The following is a 19,571-nucleotide window of genomic DNA, read 5'->3' as shown; positions in this document are numbered from 1 at the left end:
AAGGGTGGTAAATCGTTGGTTTTTGGAAAAATAGATCTAAAATTTAGATCTAATCGACCCAAAATAGAACCTCAGTGAGAAATAGATCTAAAAAGTAGATCTAAGATCGTCAGGGGGAGCCAGAAAGAATGACAGTAAGATGATGACTTCCAAAAAAATAAGCCATGAAATAAATACTCATCTAGAAGAGTTACCAGACCATTCCAGAGAAGAGTATTTAAACATGGCTCCATATCAGGATGCACAAGATCACCAATTATTAAACCACCTATTTGCCTTAGAATCTTGAGATGCGAGCGCAGCTAAGTTGCTGGAGAGCATCTTGAATTAAGTGTTGAAACCCCGGCCATTAGAATATAAACGATCTGATTTAGCTGGAATTCGTCCCTCTAATTTAAAGAAACTTAGAGTTTTAAGTAAATTAGCTGGAATTCCTCCTGCTAATTCCACAAAATATGACGATAATGACGAGAAATGGACCAATTAACGGGACAAATTCCAGCTAGTTTGCCTGCCCAGCGAATAATGCTTTTTTAACGGGATAAATTCCAGCTAAATTCTCACCAACATGCCATAGTCAGCCTGCTAAACACACGAAAAGCAGCTCATTTCGTCGTTATCTTAAGTTCGTTAAATCTATTAACATAATTCGAGCTTAAAGTGCACAGTATGTATCAAAAAAAATAAGCTATTCCCCGTCAAATGACGGCTGGAATAGCTTATTTTTAAAGAGAAGGCTGCAGTTGAGCCCGGACGATACTAAACTTGAGCAACCTTGATCAAGTTTGTAGCTCCAGCTTGGCCGATCGGAACGCCTGCAGAGAGCACGATGATGTCGCCGGTGTCGATCAACCCTGTTAGTTTGGCGTTGCGCGTTGCGGATTCGAACATTTCATCTGTCGTCGTTACCGGATCGCCCTTAACCGGAATGACGCCGGAGAGCAGGCAAATTTTCGGCAGCACATGATCATGCTGCGTGATTGCGATAATAGGCGCGCTTGGGCGGTATTTGGAAACCATGCGTGCCGTAAAGCCGCTTTCGGTCGAGGTAAGAATCGCTTTCGCATTCAACTCAAGCGAAGAGCTGACGACGCCTTGGCTGATCACTTCGGTAATATTCGTGCTTTGCTGAGCTCTTCTTTTCTCGAATTGCTCTTTGTAATCGATCATGGATTCTGCCTTTTTGGCAATGGAAGCCATGGTGCGTACGGAAGGTACCGGATATTTCCCGGCAGCCGTCTCGCCAGAGAGCATGACTACGTCTGCGCCTTGAATAACCGCATTGGCTACGTCGCTGACCTCAGCTCTAGTCGGGCGAGGGTTTACCTGCATGGATTCAAGCATATGGGTAGCAACAATGACTGGTTTGCCAACTAGGTTGCATTTGTTGATCATTTCGCGCTGCATCATTGGCACATCCTCGATCGGCACCTCTACGCCGAGGTCGCCGCGGGCAACCATAATGCCATCGGAAGCTTCGATAATCGCGTCGAGATTATTCATGCCCTCTTCGTTCTCAATTTTGGAGATGATTTGCACATGGCTAGCATTCGATTCTTCAAGAATATTGCGAATTTCCAAAATATCCTCGGCTTTGCGAACGAATGATGCGGCGATAATTTCTACGTTGTTTTGAATGCCGAATTGAATGTGTACGACGTCGCGCTCCGTTACGCCAGGCAAGGTCGTTTTGATGCCCGGCAGGTTGACGCCTTTACGCGGCTTCAGCGTACCGCCGCTTATGATTTTACAACGAATATCGTTTCCTTCTACGGACAGCACCGTAAGATCCACAAGCCCATCGTCGATCAAGATCCGGTCATTTGGCTTAACCACAAGCGGAAGCTCATTATAGTTCACAGGCAAGCGAGTCGCATCGCCAAGTACATCCTCTGTCGTTAGAATAAGCTCTTCGCCGACGATAAGCTCGCAAGAAGCTTCCTTCAGCTTGCCGATCCGCACTTCAGGTCCTTTAATATCCATCATAATCGGCACGAACGTGTTTAGCTCGCGCGCGGCTTGCCGTATATTGTTCATCCGCATGACGTGGTCTTCTAATTCGCCGTGAGCCATATTCAGTCTACCAACGGTCATTCCTGCTTGGATCATTTCTTTAATCGTGGAAACGGAATCGCAAGCGGGACCCATTGTACAAATAATTTTTGTTTTTAGCATGTTGTAGGCCTCCTCGTTTTTTCCATTGTAGCGCGAAAATTCGAAACAGATTAAGAACTATAGTACAATGAATGTACAATAGTACAGAAAACGGGAGTGTGTCTCATGATTGCGATTTCGGATGCGCATCAGGATAATGGAGCGGATTGGTACGAGGAGGGGGCGGGGCGCCAGCTGGCATTCCATCTCTCGTTGGTGACCTATGGAAGATGTGTCTATTGGGTGAACGAGGAGAAGGTCATCTTGGAAAAAGGCGATTTGCTGCTGATTCCAGGACATGTTCCATACTATGGAAAAAGCATTCCAACCGTCGTCCATACCAAATATGTGGTCAACTTTCATAAGCTTGCTGCGGAATGCGCGCTTCCGCTGCTCCGGCTGGAAGAGCCCTTCAAGCAGAAGCTTGGCTGCTTCGAGGTCGTTCAGGAGAGGCTTCGCGGCATATTGACGCAGCACAAAGAACGACCGGCCTACTATGAGCTGATGGCGGAAGCCCTTTTGACGGAGGCTTTGATATTTCTCAATCAGGAGAAGGACCGCGGCGTCATTTCCTCCGAGAAACACCGGCGGGTAGAGAGCATGAAGCAATATATTGCGACGCACTACCGGGAGAGAGTGACAAAGGAGGAGCTGGGCGATGTGATCAGCACGACGCCTAATTATGCCGCGACCTTATTTAAGGCGGTCACCAATCAAACGATCAGCGAATATGTTCATAATCAACGGATGAAAACAGCGGTTTACATGTTGACGGAATCGCAGCTGATGATCAGCGAAATCGCTGATTATTTGGGCTATAATGACGTCTCTTATTTTTACCGTATTTTCAAGCGGAGCACGGGCCGGTCACCCTCCGATTTCCTGCATGAGCGCTCTTCAACTGTGTAAAGCGGAGATTCGCCATGGTTGACATCCTTAGAAGTTAGGATTACAATTTAGCCAGAAATAGGCTTTGACCAAAGACATGATTACCTTTACGTGCTGTCCAGAGAATGAGGCAATTGCTGAGAGCCTCTCCAGCTGACGATTGTGTAGTTACCCCTTTGCAGCCGTGTTATGGAACCCGCTGTTTGCCTTGGCGGTTGTAAATAACACCGAATCATCCCCGTTACCGGATGCTCAATAAGGATCTTGTTTTTGCTAATCAATGGCGTAGCCATACAGATAGCGGCAGATCGAATGAGGGTGGAACCACGAGCTGAACGCACTCGTCCCTTTCTGGGAGAGATGTGTTTTTTTGCGTTCCACTAATTCGATCGGAGGCTGCATTATGAGTATTGAAATCACATTACCGGATGGAACAGTTAAGGAGTATCAGAGAGGCACGACACTTGCGCAAATTGCGGAATCCATCAGCATGGGGCTCGCTAAAAACGCAGTCGCAGGCAAAGTAGACGGGAAGCTGGTCGATCTGCAACGAGAGGTCAACCAGAACAGCCAAGTCGAAATCGTGACGCTCGACAGCCCGGAAGGGCTCGAAGTGTACCGTCACAGCACGGCTCACGTCATGGCGCAAGCGCTCAAACGAATTTACGGGGAGCAGGCTGTGAAGCTGGGCATTGGCCCGGTGATCGAAGACGGCTTCTATTACGACATTGATATCGAGAAGCCGCTATCGAGTGATGATCTCTCGGCGATCGAAGCCGAAATGGGGCGAATTATTCAAGAGAATTTGCCGATCGTACGCTACGAGGTTAGCCGCGAGGATGCGGCGGCGTTATTTGCCCGGCAGGAGGAGCCGCTCAAGCTGGAGCTGATCCGCGATTTGCCCGAGGACGCGGTCATTACGCTGTATGAGCAAGGCGAATTTGTTGATCTGTGCCGCGGCCCGCATTTGCCGTCAACAGGACGAATCAAAGCATTCAAGCTGCAAAATGTAGCCGGCGCCTACTGGCGCGGCAATTCGGATAATAAAATGCTGCAACGGATTTATGGCACATCGTTTCCAAAGAAGGCACAGCTGGATGAGCATCTGGAGATGCTGGAGGAAGCGAAGAAGCGCGATCACCGCAAGCTCGGCAAAGAGCTGGAGCTGTTTATGTTCTCGGAGGAAGCGCCGGGCATGCCCTTCTATCTGCCTAACGGCATGACCATCCGTACGGAGCTGGAAAATCTTATCCGCGGCCTGCAGCGGCAGCGCGATTATGATGAAGTGCGTACGCCGTTCATGATGAACAGGCGGATGTGGGAGCAATCGGGCCATTGGGATCACTATAAAGACAATATGTACTTTACGGACGTTGACGATACGCCTTATGCGCTCAAGCCGATGAACTGTCCGGGGCATATGCTTATTTTCAAAAACAGCCTGCACTCTTACAGGGAGCTGCCGATTCGCATGGCGGAATTCGGCCAGGTGCACCGGCATGAGTACTCAGGAGCCCTTAATGGCATGATGCGTGTCCGCACGTTCTGCCAGGATGATGCGCATATCTTCGTCCGGCCGGACCAAATCGAAGAAGAGATCAACAAGGCGATCGCGCTGATCGACCATGTGTACAACGTATTTGGCTTTGAATTCAAAATCGAGCTGTCGACAAGACCGGACGATTCCATGGGCTCGGAGGAGCTGTGGGACCAGGCGGAGCAATCGCTTCGTAGCGTGCTGGACAACCGCAATATCGCGTATCGCGTGAATGAAGGTGACGGCGCGTTCTATGGCCCGAAAATCGATTTCCATATTCTCGATGCGCTGAAGCGCAGTTGGCAGTGCGGCACGATTCAGCTCGACTTCCAGATGCCGGAGAAGTTTGACCTCTCTTACATCGGTGAGGACAACCAGAAGCACCGTCCGGTCGTTATCCACCGCGCGGTATACGGTTCAATCGATCGCTTTATCGGGATTTTGACGGAGCATTTCTCGGGAGCGTTCCCGCTCTGGCTCGCTCCGGTTCAGGTGAAGCTGCTGCCCGTATCCGAGAAATATATCGATTATGCGCTGCAAGTGAAGCAAGCGCTGGCGGAAGCCGGCATACGGACAGTGGTGGATTCGCGCAATGAAAAGCTGGGCTACAAAATCCGCGAGGCGGGGCTTGAGAAGGTTCCTTATACTCTGGTGGTAGGCGAGAGCGAGAAAAATGCGGGTACGGCCGCGGTTAGGAAACGGGGCGAGGGTGATCTTGGCTCCCAGTCGGTCGACAATATTATCCAGCGTGTAATCGCAGAAATCCAATCGAAGCAATAAACAGCCAAGGCTGAGGAAGCCGCCCAGCTCGTCAATGAGACGCGCTGGGCGGCTTTTTTCATTTTGCGCAGGACCAAGCCGGATTGCAAATTCGAAATAAATGCCCTAGGATAGGGGGGAGCATTTAGGGTAAGCGCAGGATGATGAACGGGGTGATATCAACCATGTACAAGGTGCTAATTGTAGAGGATGAGAGAGTGATTCGGCAGGGGATGCTAAACCACCCGATCTGGAGCGAGTTAGGCCTCGACTGCGTATTGGAAGCTGATGATGGAAGCTCTGGGATTGAAATGATGCAGAGGGAACCGGATATTCGGCTGGTGATTTCAGATATTAGAATGGCGAAAATGTCAGGCATGGCATTTATTCAAGCTCTATACGAGCAGATGGCATTTAAAGGAAAGGTTATCATTATTAGCGGCTATGACGATTTTCAATATGCGCGCCAAGCGATGACCTATGGCGTGATCGACTTTTTGCTAAAGCCTGTAGATATGGACGAGCTGAAGGAAGTCGTAAAAAAAGCCATCGTGATTTTGGAGCAAGAAGATAAGCAGCAGCACAGCCTCAGCATGATGGAGTATGTCGTACCGAAGTTAAAGGAAAGGGTATTGCAGGGCTTAATCCATCCCACCCAGAACCTGCAATCGGAGCAACGCGTTATGGAGCTGCTTCACCAATACGGGTTTGACTGGCTCAGCACGGATACGCTGTTTATGCTGGTGCTTGAGGTAGATAATTTGAAGGTGCGCGTGCAGGCTGGAGACCCCGTGAACGAGAAAGAAGTGATTGCTTTCGCCGTCGGGAACGTACTGGAGTACTCATTGCTCGAGCAAAGCGAGATGGCAAGCAAACAGGTTTCGTTCAGCGCGGCAAAGGATGACAAATGGGTAGTCATCTTTGGCGCAAACGGACATCCAGCTTCTTCTTTTTCGGCCTGGGTAGTCGAGTTCAGAAGCTTGCTTATCGCTCGAATGGCCAAGTATGTCAGGGTAAATGTCAGCGTGGCGCTAAGTGCTGCTGGCAGCTTTGAAACGTTGAATGCGCGATATGAGGAAGCGTTGACCAACCTCATGCACAGTAAGCTTTATGGAAGCATGGCTATGGATCAAGAAGGAAACGGGCAATTCCGGGACGTCGATTTGTTGCTGGACCTGAAAGCATTAACAGATCTGCTCAAGCACGGAGAAGAGCGTGACGTCAGGGAGGCGATGGCCAGTTTTCCGGCGATGGTACAGGAGTGGGGAGTAACCCAGCTTCGAGACCTGCATCACCGTGTGTTTGAATGGCTGCTGGAACTTTTCGAGGAAGCTAGAAAGCTGGGCTGGAAACAAGAGGAGTGGAAGAAAAAGCCCTTATCAGTATGGGATAAGCTTGAGGCCTTCGATACGTTGGAAGCGCTTCAACCGCAGGTGCTGCTTTATTTGCTGCAAATCAACAAGGACCTTAGCGGCAAATCGCAAAATCAGTTGATCCATCAGGCGGAACGTTATATTCAGCAGCATTACAAACAATCGATCACGATTCAATCCGTTGCCGATTCTCTTTTCATTACCCCGGAGTGGCTAAGCACGCTGTTTAAAAAGAATTTCGGAACCACCTTCCTGGATTACGTCACTCATTTGAGGATGGAGGAGGCCAGGCTGCTGCTGCAGGACATCAGTCTGAAAATCTACCAGATCAGCCATGAAGTCGGCTATAAGGATACGGTATATTTTTCGCGGCTGTTCAAAAAGAAATATGGGTATACTCCCAAAGACTACCGAAACTTGAGGGGGATACAGGCGGATGACTGATTATTCGCTGCGCAATCAGCTGCCTATGCGTTTTCGGTTCATGTTCGTGTTTTTTATCATTATTGTTATTCCATTTCTGTTGGTCGGTTATATCGCGTTTTCCAAATCAGAACAGACCATCCATAACACGAATTATGAATCGGTCGTGCAGCTGGGGAAAAACCTGAATTATTTTTTCCACTATGTGCAGAATGAGCAGGACAAGCTGATGGCCTCCGACGAAATGCAGCAATTGGTAACGGAAGCAGCCGGGCAACCGGATGATATCAGCCATGCCGACAGGCTGCTGTCGTATGTCGACAATGTCAACTACTCGAACCAGCTGTTTAAAATTCGCCTATACCCGTTAAAGCCATCGGAGTATCCCATCTACATGAATGCGATAGCGGTACCAGAGAGCATTGAATCGGAGCCTTGGTTTTCCGGTATCACGCAGGAGGGAAAGTCCTTCTGGAAAGTGTTTGGTCCGGAGGAGCAGGCCGGTCTATTCCTGCAGCCCACCATTGGCAGCGTGAAGAGGCTGCACAGCTTAAAGAGTTTTCAGCCCTTGGGCGTGGTCATTATGGATATTCGCCCTTCGATCCTTGCTGATTTTATCAAGCCGGTCAAACAATTTCCAAGCCAGAAGCTAATGCTGCTGAACAAGGCGAATCAGATCATCTACAGCACGGATGACAATTACGGCAAGCAGCGGCTAAACCTTAATCTGGAGGGCGTGCTGATTGGCCCAGGCAAGTCCCGAACGGTCAAATATAACGGTACCGAATCGCTTGTCAATTTCACAAGCTTTATGGAAAACGAGCTGAAGCTGGTCAGCATTACGCCGACTAAGGATCTGAATAATCCGGTCGCCGGGCTGAGCAAGCTGACGATACTGTTTTTGTTGTTTTACTTCCTGTTATCCTTGTTTCTTGTCGGGTATATTACCGTTAATTATACGAATCCGATCTCTTCGCTGATCCGTCAGATGAAGCGGCTGACCCGCAACAACTTCAACGAAGCAGCTGCCGAGGAATCGCGTTTTGCCACGCGGAGCGACGAGGTCGGTTGGCTTTACCGCGGCATGTACAGCATGATCGGAGAAATTCAAAAGCTGCTGAAGGAAACCAAAGAATCAGAGAGGCGAAAGAAGCAGCTGGAATTTCAAGTGCTGAACTACCAGATCAATCCGCATTTTCTGTACAATACGCTGGATACGATCCGCTGGAAGGCGGAAGCTCATCAAATCAGCGACATTAGCGAGATGGTCAGGTCACTCAGTACGATGTTCCGCCTCAGCTTGAACCGGGGCAAGGAGCTGACAAGCGTGCACCGTGAACTGGAGCTGCTAAGATCCTATATTCGAATTGAGAGCGAGCGGCAGTCCCATGCAATCCGCGTCACGTTTATGATTGAAGAGGACATTCAGAACCTCCCGCTGATCCGTCTAATTTTGCAGCCGTTGGTTGAGAATGCCATTCGCCATGGCCTTGCAGGCAAAGGAGACAAAGGAATGATCATCATTCAAGGCGAGCGAAGCGGCGACCGGTTGTTATTTAAAGTGACTGACAACGGACAGGGCATTCCCGAGGAAGTGATCCCCACGCTGCTTAAGCCCTCGGAGCCAAACAAGAACGAGGCAGATAGCGGGATAGGACTGATGAATGTCCATGAGCGCTTGCGGCACTATTTTGGAGAAAACTATGGCCTGGAAATTGAAAGCTCGCCTGATGAGGGCACGACGATTCTGTTGATGCATCCGTTGCTGCCGGAAGGCACGACGGATATTGATGATTTCGAAGCATAAAGCGAAGAAGACGGCTTCCGGCGGGGGGTGTCTTCGTACATTGAGGTCAGCCAGCCTATTCTGGTTGGCTTTTTTTTGTTTCTGTTCCGTTTGATTCAATCCCTTTAGATCTATAACAGTAAACCTTAAATCTGTCCCGTATATGATCGGATGCTCGGGTGTTATCCTTGTTTACAGGAGGGGAAAACACCATGCATAAGACCGATACGCACCACGAGCGCAAGGGAAGACATTGGACTACTGTATTCAAGTCGCAGCTGACGCTGCAAATGATGATATTGCCAAGCATGATCTTCCTGATCATCTTCGCGTACATTCCGATTGCAGGGAATGTCATTGCATTCCAACAATTTAATTTAACTACCGGTTTTCTCAAAAGCCCCTTTATCGGACTGGCCAATTTTACGGAAATGTTTTCAGATCCGACCTTCTATATGGCCATGCGAAATACTGTCATATTGAGTCTGCTGAATATGGTGATCGTGTTCCCGGCGCCTCTGCTGTTTGCGCTGATCATCAACGAAATTCCGTTTCTGCGGTTCAGAAAGTTTGTGCAAACGAGCAGCTACTTGCCGAACTTCATTTCGTTCTCTATGGTCGCCTCCATGTGGATCTTCCTGCTTGATCCCAAGGGGATGGTGAACCAATCCATGCTGCTGCTCAATATGATTCAGCACCCGATTGAATTTTGGACCGAGCCGGGATTGTTCAGGCCTTTGTCAATTATGATCAGCATTTGGAAGGGCGTCGGCTGGGGAGCAATCATTTATTTGGCGGCGATCTCCGGCATCAACCCCGATTTGTATGAAGCGGCAAAAATGGACGGGGCGGGAAGGGTCAAACGGATTATCCATATTACGCTGCCAAGCCTGATTCCGTTATTTTCGATTCTGTTTATCCTGAATATCGGGACGCTGTTTAGCGGGAATCTGGATCAATCGGTTCTGCTCGGCAATTCGTTCAATAAAGAGACGTCCTACGTCATTGAATATTATTCGCTTCAGATGGGCTTGGAGTTAACTCGTTATTCCTACGCGACAGCGGTCAGCTTCTTCCAATCGACGATGGCGATTCTGCTTGTGCTGATAGCGAATTGGTTTTCCGGGAAAGTGTCCGGCAACCGACTGTTCTAATGGAAACCGAAAGGAGAAATCGACCATGCGCCAATACATCAGGCTGACGGCAGAGGATAGGGTCGTTAACATTTTTGCTACCGTATTTTCCGTGATTGCGATGCTTGCGACCTTGTATCCGATCTATTACTTGCTTATCTATGCGCTCAATGATCCTATCGATGCAGCTAGCGGCAAGCTCTATGTATTCCCGAGGCAATTTACGCTCGATAATTTCGGCTACGTTTTTAAAAACGACCATCTGATCACTTCATTCTTGGTGACGGTAGGCCGTACCGTGCTAGGCACCTTTACCGGCGTGCTGTTTACGGCAGTTGCGGCTTACGCCCTGTCGAAGGAACGCTTGCTGTTCCGAAAGGTTTACTCCATCGCAGGTCTGGTAACGATGTATTTCAGCGGGGGTTTGATTCCAAGCTATTTGCTTCTGCAAAAGCTGCATTTGCTCAATACCTTCTGGGTGTATATCATTCCGGCTATGTTTAGCATTTACAACGCTTTGTTGTTTATGGCGTTTTTCCGGCAAATGCCAAGCGAGCTGGAAGAGTCGGCCAAGGTGGACGGGGGCGGAGACCTTTACATTTTCGTGCGGATTATATTGCCGCTCTCCAAGCCGGTGCTCGCAACCGTAGCGCTGTTCGTGGCCGTCAACCATTGGAATGACTGGTTTACCTCCGCCTATTTTGTCTCGGATCAACGGCTATGGACGCTGCCAACGATCATCGTCAGGATGCTTTCCGATGTCAATATTATGGATAACATGCAAAACATGCCGCCGGGCATGCGGGCAGATCCCTTATCTACGCTGCTTGCGATTAAATATGCCACTTTAATAGTAACAATTCTGCCGATCACGATCGTGTATCCGTTTATCCAGAAATATTTTGTGCAGGGCATGATGGTTGGCGCAATCAAAGCTTAAGCTTGAAGAGGTATCATAGGCTCCAAAGAGTCCTTTGATATAGATCATTGAAGCAAGAGACAAAAGGGAGGAAATACAAAATGAAAGCATCGTTTAAGAACTTATCCGTTTTGATAGCCGCATGTATGTCTCTAGTATTAGCTGCGGGCTGCGCGGGCACAGGCAGCAACCAGACCGATGGCACGAAAGCAACGAACGGGGCTGAAGTCGATGGCAGCGCGCCGCTGACGCTCAGCTTGTACTCGGATCGTGCCTGGTATGGGGACTGGTCGGGACCGGGTGCCAAACGGATTCAGGCCAAAACGGGCATCGGCTTTAACGTCAAAAAACCGGTGCAAGACGACGGGGACGGCAAAGACATCTCCTTGATGATTGCGAGCAACAGCCTGCCCGATGTGTTGGTCGTTGATGCCGGCAATAAAATGCTGCAGCAGCTGATCGACGGAAATTACTTGTATTCGATGGATGAATTAATAGATCAATATGCGCCAAAGCTGCGCAGCGTGCTGGATGAGCAGTACGGCCCGGAGCTGCTGACAAACTTCAAAGAGAAGGACGGCAAAACGTATAAGCTGGTTTCGGGCTATCAAACGGAGAAGTATTTGGAGGAAGCGAAGAAAAACGCGGGTCTTGCTCCCGTTTGGTTGCCGCAGCTCATTGTCCGTAAAGATTATTACGATGAAATCGGCCGCCCAGATACCTCTTCGCCGGAGAAATATATCGCGGCGCTTGAGCAAATGGCGAAGAACCATCCAGACAAAATTCCGTATCTCGGCGATAAAAGCCAGCATACCGGCAATCTAAGCTGGTTTGAGCCGCAGTTCGGCATTGAGCCGTATTACGTAACAGGCGATGACGTGAAGAACAAAATATATGATTCGAAGTGGAAGGACATGATCAAGTTTGGGTTTGAGCTGGCAAGCAAGGGGCTGCTGACCAAGGAGTCCTTCGTCAACACAAACGATGTTACCGCTCAGAAGGTCGCCGCTGGCGATTCAATCGTGTGGGCCTACAACTCAACGGCAGAGAACTCTCCGGCGCCGAAGGACAATCCGGACACCAAGTTCGAAATGCTGCAGCCGTTCAGCACGTATATGGCTCCAACCATTCCTACCGGATGGCTCGCGCTCGTTATTCCAAAAAGCAATAAAAACCCAGAGCGCACGATGAAGCTGCTGGAATATGCGGCATCGAAGGAGGGGCAGGCTGATTTCTTCTTTGGCGCCGAAGGACAAGGCGAGGCGGATTTCAAGGATCTTGCGAACGGCCCGCATTTCTACTATGACTCATCGGTTCCGAATGATTATTTCCCGCAAGGCAAACCAACGTATACGAAAGACTTCAGTGATGCGTTGAACAAGGATTGGGGCGGCACATGGAGCCAGGTTGGCTTCGGCGAGCCGATTGTTCTGCTTGCGAACTGGTCCGTATCCAATACGGTGCAGTGGAATCCGAAGGATGAGAAAAGGGTGGCGTACGATAAGCTGATGTCGCCAAGAATGAAGTTTTTTCCGGAATTCAACTTTAAAATCGACAGCGCGAGCGAGTTCGGCGTCATTGATGCCAAGCTGAATTCAGCACGTGAGGACTATGTTACGAAGCTGGTATTTGCAAGCTCGGAAGCCGAGTTTGAAGCAACCTTCAACAGCTTTCTGAAGGTGGCCGAACAGCTGGGAGTCGCTAAGCTGGAAGCGGAGTACACGAGGCAATATGCGGAAATGAAGCAAAAGCTCGGCAATTCTTAAACGCAATCGGGAGGAAACAACATGTATAAGCTGGAAAACGAGCTGCTGGCCGTTCAATTATATGATTGGCCGGGAATTAAAGACTATTTGTATAAAGCTTCGAATACAAAGCTGCTGGGCAGCGGTCCTGACGGGAAGCTGGCCGTGAATGGAAAAGCGACCGAGTGGGAGGAGTGGGAGATTGCGGCCTCGGTAGAAGCCGGCCTGGACAAGGTTTCTTATCTTCTTCATTGGCGACATTCGGGGCTTCGAATGAACATGGAGTACCGATTGGAGCAAAATATGGTGAAGGTGCGGGTGGAGGTCCAAGCTGATCCAGCCGGTAGCCTGGAGCGCTTAGATTGGCTGAACCAGCCGCTGCTTGCTTGCGAGCAACCCGATTTCAGCTTTGCACGCACCGAGGTTCATCAGAAAAGCTGGAAGCTCATTCCGGGTGGTGGAAGAGGGTTATATGACAGAAAGCACGCGCTGGAGAAAATTAGCGATGCCATTCCGGATCATGCTTCCGTACCAACGATGCATACCTGTGTGTTTGATGGGCAGTTATGCTGCTTTGTTCATACGAATTATCCGGTAATCCCGCTGCTGAGCGAGATTGCAGGCGATGAGCGTTATCCTGGACGCGGGTCGAAGTACAGGATCAGCCTGAATACGTATCAGTACCGGGTGCGCAGCAAGGCAATGGAGCCACTGGAGCTGAAGATTGTTTTTCAAACAGATCTAAACGGTGACGGCATTGCGGACGAATGCGATTACCAGCTGTGGATGAACCGTCAGTTCCCGGATGCCCATCCGATGTACAAAGAGGCGATCTGGTACAAGGTATTCAATGCGGAGAAAAAACGCGGCGTACTGACAAGCTTTAAGGAAATGCTGGAGATTATTCGTCAAATTCATCATATTACCGGCGGGATGCCCCAAATCGCCTATATGACGGGCTGGCAGTTCGATGGCCACGATACAGGTTACCCTTCGATTAACCGCGTGAATCCGAAGCTGGCCGAGAATCCGGACAGAGCGCAGGAGGAGCTCCTTGAATTGGTCCGCCGTGCTCGGGAAGAGTACAATTGCATCGTTAGCTATCATATCAACCTTGACGATGCCTATCGCGATACGCCGGACTGGAGCCCGGATATCATTAGCCACGATCCTGATGGAGCGAAGCGGATCTGGATTGATACGAAGGAAGGGCATCGCGCCTACCATATCAGCCATACCAAGGATGTGGAGAGCGGCAAGGTATTCGAGCGTATTGACCAGTTTTTGCAGACCGTTCCCGTGCATCGTACCGTTCATATCGACGCGTTCCGCAACACGAATGCCAGCTGGGAGGAGGATGGCTACATCGGTCCTGTGGAAGAGCTGGTCTGCGGGATGAAGCCCATCATTGCCTACTTCAATGAAAGAGGCATCGACGTGACTACGGAAGGCCAGAACGGCATGCCAATCGAGGATGGAGGCCTATTCAGCGCCTATTGGCATTACTCGCCTTCGCTCATGTATCATGGCAAGATTGCCGGGGGCGGCAGTGTAGACATGGATGCCATTACTTGGGGCAAGGGAGCGTCCTTTGACTCGGATATTTTATACAGGGGTGAACCGTCAAGGCTGCCCGGGGAGCATTTTCTGTCCAATGATTTCAAATCGAAATGGAACCAAATCGTCGATATTCTTTATCTCGGTTCCATGCTGTATCGCTTCTACCTCTCCAGAGAAATGGTCGAGTGGCGGGAGAACGAGGAGCGGGTCGATATCAGGTACGGGGATGGCGTGACGGTAAACATCGTGAAAGCCACGGAGCAGTTGGCCGTACAGTGGGGCTCCGTGACAATTGCTGACAACGACAATCGTTTTATTCCAATGGATAACCATATTTATATGTACAGCCGCGGCGGGACCGACCGTGCGTGGACACTGCCTGAAGACTGGAATAAAGCCGAGTTTCGTGCTTATCGCTTATCTGGCAACGGCAAACAACGGATTGATTCTTATCAGCGGGCTGATGGATCGATACAAATCAAGCTAGAGCCGCATGTTCCTGTCTTATTGGAGAAAATATAAAAGGTTTGAAGCCCGTCGAACTCCGGTTAGTTAACTAGCCGGATACGGCGGGTGTTTTTTTATTTATTAAGGTCTAACTAACTATTAGTAAAGGGGATGATTATGTTGAAAACCGGTCAAGAAGAGGTTGCTATTCCAACGGTTATTCGTTTAACGGATTATGGGGCAAAGCCCAATTCGGGAAAGGATGCCCAGCGTGCTATGAGACTCGCCATAGAGGCTGCTGCAAGCCATTCCGGCGCGATTATTTTGGACTGCCCGCACGGGCGCTACGATTTTTATCCCGAGGAAGCGGTCAGAACGCCGTATTACGTCACCAATACAGCTAGCGAGGAAGAAAATTCGGACGTAACGAAGACGGTAGCCCTTTGGTTTAAAGGGATGAGTGAGCTTATTCTCGAAGGAAATGGCTCCTTGTTCGTATTCCATGGCAAGCAAACCATGCTCGTCATGGATGATTGCTTCAATATGGAAGTAAGGAATTTGAATATGGATTATGAACGGCCTACCGTTGTGGAGATGAGTGTGGAGAGGAGCCATGGCTGCTGCTTCGACGTGCGCGTCCATCCTGATTCGAGGTATGAGCTGGAAGACGGAAAGTTATTCTGGATAGGAGAGGGCTGGCGCTTCCGCGAAGGCCCCATGCAGGAATACGATCCTGAACGCAACACGACCTGGCGTATAGATAACTTGATTGCGCAAGCCGTTCATGTCGAGGAGCTGGAGCCAATGCGGCTAAGGCTGTTCTTCGATTATTCCATAGACATGGCTGCCGGAAGGGTCCTTCAAGCGCGTGACGGGCTGCGGGACCAGGTAGGGGCGTTCATCCTGAGGAGCCGGAATATTCGGTGGCAACGAGTGGGCATGCATTTCATGCATGGACTCGGTATTGTATGCCAGTACAGCGAGGACCTTTGCTTTGAGGAAATGAATTTGTCGCCGCGCGCCGAAACCGGGCGGACCGTGGCCGCCTTTGCGGATTTTATTCATGTGTCGGGCTGCAGAGGGGTGATCAGAATCACCAATAGCCAATTTGTCGGCGGACATGATGATCCAATCAATGTGCATGGCACGCATTTGCGAATTATGGACATCCCCGCGCCGAACCGCCTGCTAGTCCGGTTCATGCATCCGCAAAGCTACGGCTTTCAGGCCTTCTTTCCCGGAGACGCTATCGCATTGGTCAGAGCCGCTACCCTTGGCATTTATGGCACTGGCAGCATTCTATCGGTGGATTGGTTCAGCCCCCGGGAGATCGTGCTTACCTTGGCGGAGCCAGTGCCGGAAGAAACGAGAATCGGCGACGTTATCGAGAACGTGACTTGGACGCCCGAGGTCGTCATTTCCGGCAATTATTTTGCCCGAATACCGACTAGGGGCATTCTGGTTACGACGCGCCGTAAGGCTGTAATCGAGCATAATGTGTTTGATCGGCTGGCGATGAGCGGAGTTTTGGTGGCGAATGATGCCGAAAGCTGGTATGAGTCAGGTGCAGTGCAGGACCTGACCATTCGCGGCAATCAATTCCGCGAGTGCGGTTGGGGAAATGGGCAGCCGGCCATTCTGATCGCCCCCGAGAATTCGGAATGCGATGCCAATAAGCCTGTTCATCAGAATATTCGAATAGAAAACAACCGTTTCTGGACGGGCAAAGAAGCGGTCCTCCATGCCAAAAGCACCCGATCGCTCCTTTTCAGCAACAACGAAATCAATGTTCTGGCATGTGAGGGTGAGCAAGATGGGGGCCAGGAGCTCATTGCGCTGACGGCTTGCAGTGATGAAACGATTTCTGCAAATGAATGGATCGGTGATGGGGCCATGCGTATGGTCATAAATGGAAAAGCTAGCTTTTTAATTACAAAAAAGCATTGACAATAAGCTGGATCGTAATCTATAGTAAATTCATCGGAATAATAAGAAATTGAGCTGATTAGAAGACTAAAAGCTCTTATTTCACGCAACGGCAGAAGCAGCCGTATGCGTTGGAATAAGAGCTTTTCTGTTTTTTCTGGGCGCTTGATTCACCTGAAAACAAATCGGAGCAGGGGGAAACATGAATGAAGCAGAAAATCGTAATGGTTGTGCTGACTCTGGTATTAACAGCGGCGCTTGCTGCTTGCGGCAGCAAGTCGGACTCCAATGGGGCAGAGGGCAATGACGATAAGGCGAAGCTGAAGGTTGGCATATCGGCAGGTGTCGAGGAGGAGATCTGGAAGCAAGTACAGGAGGTTGCAGCCAAGGACAATCTAGAGATTGAGCTGGTGGTATTCAATGACTATGTACAGCCGAATAAAGTGCTTGCTGAAGGGGAGCTAGATGCGAACGCATTCCAGCATGAGCCTTATCTCGATCAATTCAAGAAGGATAACAATTTGGATATCGTGAAAATTGCCAACACGCTTAACTTCCCGATCGGCTTCTATTCCGAGAAGATCAAAGACGTTTCCGAAATCAAGGACGGTGACGTAATCGGCTTGCCGAATGATCCGACCAATGGCGCGCGTGCGTTGATTTTGTTTGAAAACGCGGGTCTGATCAAGCTCAAAGAGGGCGTGGGGATTACGGCAACCGTGCGCGATATTGCCGAGAACAAGCTGAACCTGAAGTTCGAGGAGCTGGACGCGGCCTTTATTCCAAAAGCGCTTGGCGATTTGACGGCAGCGGTGATTAATACGAACTATGCGGTGGAAGCGGGCTTCGTGCCAACGAAGGATGCAATTTTTATCGAGCCGAAGGATTCGCCTTGGGTGAACATCATCGCCGTAAGAACGGAGGATAAGGATAAACCGGTGTTCCAACGACTGATTAAGGCTTATCACTCCGATCAAGTAAAGAAATTTGTCGAAGAAAAATACGGCACTTATATCGTAGCATCCTGGTAGTCGTTGCAGAAAGCCCGGGTCTCTTCTTAGTGGAAGAGACCTTTTACCATTTCAATGGAGGCGGAGGAAGTATCGTGATTTGGATGGAGAAGGTTAGCAAGACGTTTCAGCAAGGCAAGCAGGAAATCCATGCCGTAAAAGATGCCAGCCTGCATATCCGCAAAGGGGAAATCTTCGGCATTATTGGTTACAGCGGAGCGGGCAAGAGCTCGCTGCTTCGCTGCATCAACTATTTGGAGAGGCCGACGTCGGGCCGCGTACGAATCCAAGATACGGAGCTCGCCGGCCTTAGCGAGCACCAGCTTCGGATGATGCGGCGCAAGATCGGCATGATTTTTCAAAACTTCAATTTGCTAATGTCGAGTACCGTCTATCAAAATATTGCCGCGCCGCTGGCGCTGGCTGGCGCAGCGAAGCAGCAGATTCAGGCGAGGGTCGGCGAGCTGCTTTCGCTTGTTGGGCTGGAGGACAAGAAGGACGCGTATCCCGCTCAATTGTCGGGTGGCCAGAAGCAGCGCGTAGCTATTGCCAGGGCGCTGGCCAACGAGCCGGAAATCTTATTATGCGATGAGGCGACGTCCGCGCTCGATCCGCAAACGACCGATTCCATTTTGCAATTGCTGCTCGATATTCATCGCTCCTACGGCATCACGGTCGTGCTCATTACCCATGAAATGTATGTCGTCAAGAAGATATGCGATCGTGTGGCGGTGATGGAGGGCGGTGCCATCGTAGAGCAGGGTACGGTGCTGGAGCTGTTTACGAAGCCGAAGACGGAAACAACGAGGAAATTTATCAAAAGCGTGTTTGACGCCGACTTGCCTAACGAGCTGCTGCAGCGGGCCGCGAACGAGGCCGCATCAAGGCGATTGCTGCGTATTTCATTCGTAGGCGAAATGGTAAGCGAGCCTATCTTGGCTGATTTGACGCTGCGTTATCAGCTGCGGCCCAGCATTTTGTACGGGAATATAACGAAAATCAAGGATAGCGTATTTGGTTTTCTCGTTATTAGCCTGCCCGGCGAGCCGTCTGTCATTCAGGAAGGCATGGCCTACATGGAACAAAACGGCATACAGGTGGAGGTGCTGGAGCATGCTGAATAGCTTTATGAACAGTTTCATAGCTAATTATGATTTGTATCTGGAGTCGCTTGGGGAAACGGCGGCAATGGTCGTTTATTCGCTTTTTTTCTCCACGCTTATCGGCCTATTTCTAGGCGTTTGCCTAGTGGTTCTGCGACCTAACCATATCTATGCGAACAAGGTGCTTTATCCGGTCTTGAATGCGGTCATCAACGTGCTGCGCTCTGTCCCCTTCATCATCATACTCATTGCCATCATCCCGATTACAAAATGGATTGTGCATACGACCATTGGCGTGAAAGGGGCCATCGTGCCGCTCGTCTTCTACACCGCGCCATATATTGCGAGGCTGATTGAGTCTGCTTTGCTGGAGGTGAACCCCGGCGTCATTGAGGCCTTTCAGGCGATGGGCGCTTCTAGACGGCAGATTATTTGGAAGGTGCTGCTGAAGGAGGCAAGGCCGGGAATCGTGCTAGGCTTGACGATTGCGACCATTGGCCTGATTGGCGCTACGGCAATGGCCGGCGTGCTTGGTGCGGGAGGGCTTGGCGATGTGGCGATCCGTTATGGCTATCAGCGCTGGCAGCCCGACGTCATGTACGTGTGCGTCATCATCCTGATCTTGCTCGTGCAATTGATCCAGACAGCCGGGAACCAGATATCGAAGAAGCTGCGCAAGCATTAGAAGATTAACGATCATTGACAAAGTGTGAGTTCTAGTCCATCTATATAGGTTGAACGAAAGAAATACAGTTTAAGTGAAGCGAGAAGATCGTTCTGGAGAAACGAAGTGTTCGCCTTTGCAGTT

Annotated in this window: 13 protein-coding genes; 12 read left to right on the top strand and 1 reads right to left on the bottom strand. The window is 50.0% G+C overall.

The annotated features are described in order from the left end of the window. Nucleotides 1–759 precede the first annotated feature (759 nt). Complete coding sequence (gene pyk, locus FJQ58_RS05005) at nt 760–2,175, bottom strand: pyruvate kinase (protein ID WP_139991334.1); 1,416 nt, start codon at nt 2,173–2,175, stop codon at nt 760–762. 105 nt (nt 2,176–2,280) lie between these two features. Here pyk and FJQ58_RS05000 point away from each other — a divergent pair, with 105 nt between their 5' ends. The 12 genes from FJQ58_RS05000 to FJQ58_RS04945 all read left to right on the top strand — a co-directional run bounded on the left by FJQ58_RS05000 (nt 2,281) and on the right by FJQ58_RS04945 (nt 19,448). Further along, on the top strand, nt 2,281–3,063 hold the full coding sequence (locus FJQ58_RS05000; protein ID WP_139991333.1) for a helix-turn-helix domain-containing protein: 783 nt from the start codon (nt 2,281–2,283) through the stop codon (nt 3,061–3,063). Nucleotides 3,064–3,445: 382 nt separating this feature from the next. Then, entirely contained in the window at nt 3,446–5,359 is a 1,914-nt protein-coding gene (thrS, locus tag FJQ58_RS04995; protein ID WP_139991332.1) for a threonine--tRNA ligase, read from the top strand. 164 nt (nt 5,360–5,523) lie between these two features. After that, complete coding sequence (locus FJQ58_RS04990; protein ID WP_162341318.1) at nt 5,524–7,155, top strand: response regulator; 1,632 nt, start codon at nt 5,524–5,526, stop codon at nt 7,153–7,155. Continuing rightward, nucleotides 7,148–8,941, top strand: coding sequence for a cache domain-containing sensor histidine kinase (locus FJQ58_RS04985; RefSeq protein WP_139991330.1), 1,794 nt, complete (start codon nt 7,148–7,150; stop codon nt 8,939–8,941). The genes FJQ58_RS04990 and FJQ58_RS04985 overlap by 8 nt, the downstream gene beginning before the upstream one ends. Nucleotides 8,942–9,132: 191 nt before the next feature. Beyond that, nucleotides 9,133–10,074 (top strand): ABC transporter permease, encoded by a 942-nt coding sequence (locus tag FJQ58_RS04980; protein ID WP_139991329.1) that lies wholly within the window; start codon nt 9,133–9,135, stop codon nt 10,072–10,074. Nucleotides 10,075–10,099: 25 nt separating this feature from the next. Beyond that, complete coding sequence (locus FJQ58_RS04975; protein WP_139991328.1) at nt 10,100–10,993, top strand: carbohydrate ABC transporter permease; 894 nt, start codon at nt 10,100–10,102, stop codon at nt 10,991–10,993. A gap of 80 nt (nt 10,994–11,073) precedes the next feature. Next, nucleotides 11,074–12,738 (top strand): extracellular solute-binding protein, encoded by a 1,665-nt coding sequence (locus FJQ58_RS04970; protein WP_139991327.1) that lies wholly within the window; start codon nt 11,074–11,076, stop codon nt 12,736–12,738. Between the two features lie 21 nt (nt 12,739–12,759). Continuing rightward, nucleotides 12,760–14,799, top strand: coding sequence for an endo-alpha-N-acetylgalactosaminidase family protein (locus tag FJQ58_RS04965; RefSeq protein ID WP_139991326.1), 2,040 nt, complete (start codon nt 12,760–12,762; stop codon nt 14,797–14,799). Between the two features lie 102 nt (nt 14,800–14,901). After that, entirely contained in the window at nt 14,902–16,671 is a 1,770-nt protein-coding gene (locus FJQ58_RS04960; protein WP_139991325.1) for a right-handed parallel beta-helix repeat-containing protein, read from the top strand. A gap of 185 nt (nt 16,672–16,856) precedes the next feature. Next, nucleotides 16,857–17,681: a MetQ/NlpA family ABC transporter substrate-binding protein gene (locus tag FJQ58_RS04955; RefSeq protein ID WP_139991324.1), complete on the top strand. Its 825-nt coding sequence runs from the start codon at nt 16,857–16,859 to the stop codon at nt 17,679–17,681. 74 nt (nt 17,682–17,755) lie between these two features. Further along, complete coding sequence (locus FJQ58_RS04950) at nt 17,756–18,784, top strand: methionine ABC transporter ATP-binding protein (RefSeq protein ID WP_139991323.1); 1,029 nt, start codon at nt 17,756–17,758, stop codon at nt 18,782–18,784. A gap of 4 nt (nt 18,785–18,788) precedes the next feature. Then, nucleotides 18,789–19,448, top strand: coding sequence for a methionine ABC transporter permease (locus FJQ58_RS04945; protein WP_139991380.1), 660 nt, complete (start codon nt 18,789–18,791; stop codon nt 19,446–19,448). The last annotated feature ends 123 nt before the right edge of the window (nt 19,449–19,571 follow it).

The sequence above is a fragment of the Paenibacillus paridis genome, from assembly GCF_006345825.1.
GTDB classification, from domain to species: domain Bacteria; phylum Bacillota; class Bacilli; order Paenibacillales; family Paenibacillaceae; genus Pristimantibacillus; species Pristimantibacillus paridis.
The sequence above is the reverse complement of the archived record's forward strand: the minus strand, read 5'-3'. Positions and strand labels throughout refer to the sequence as shown.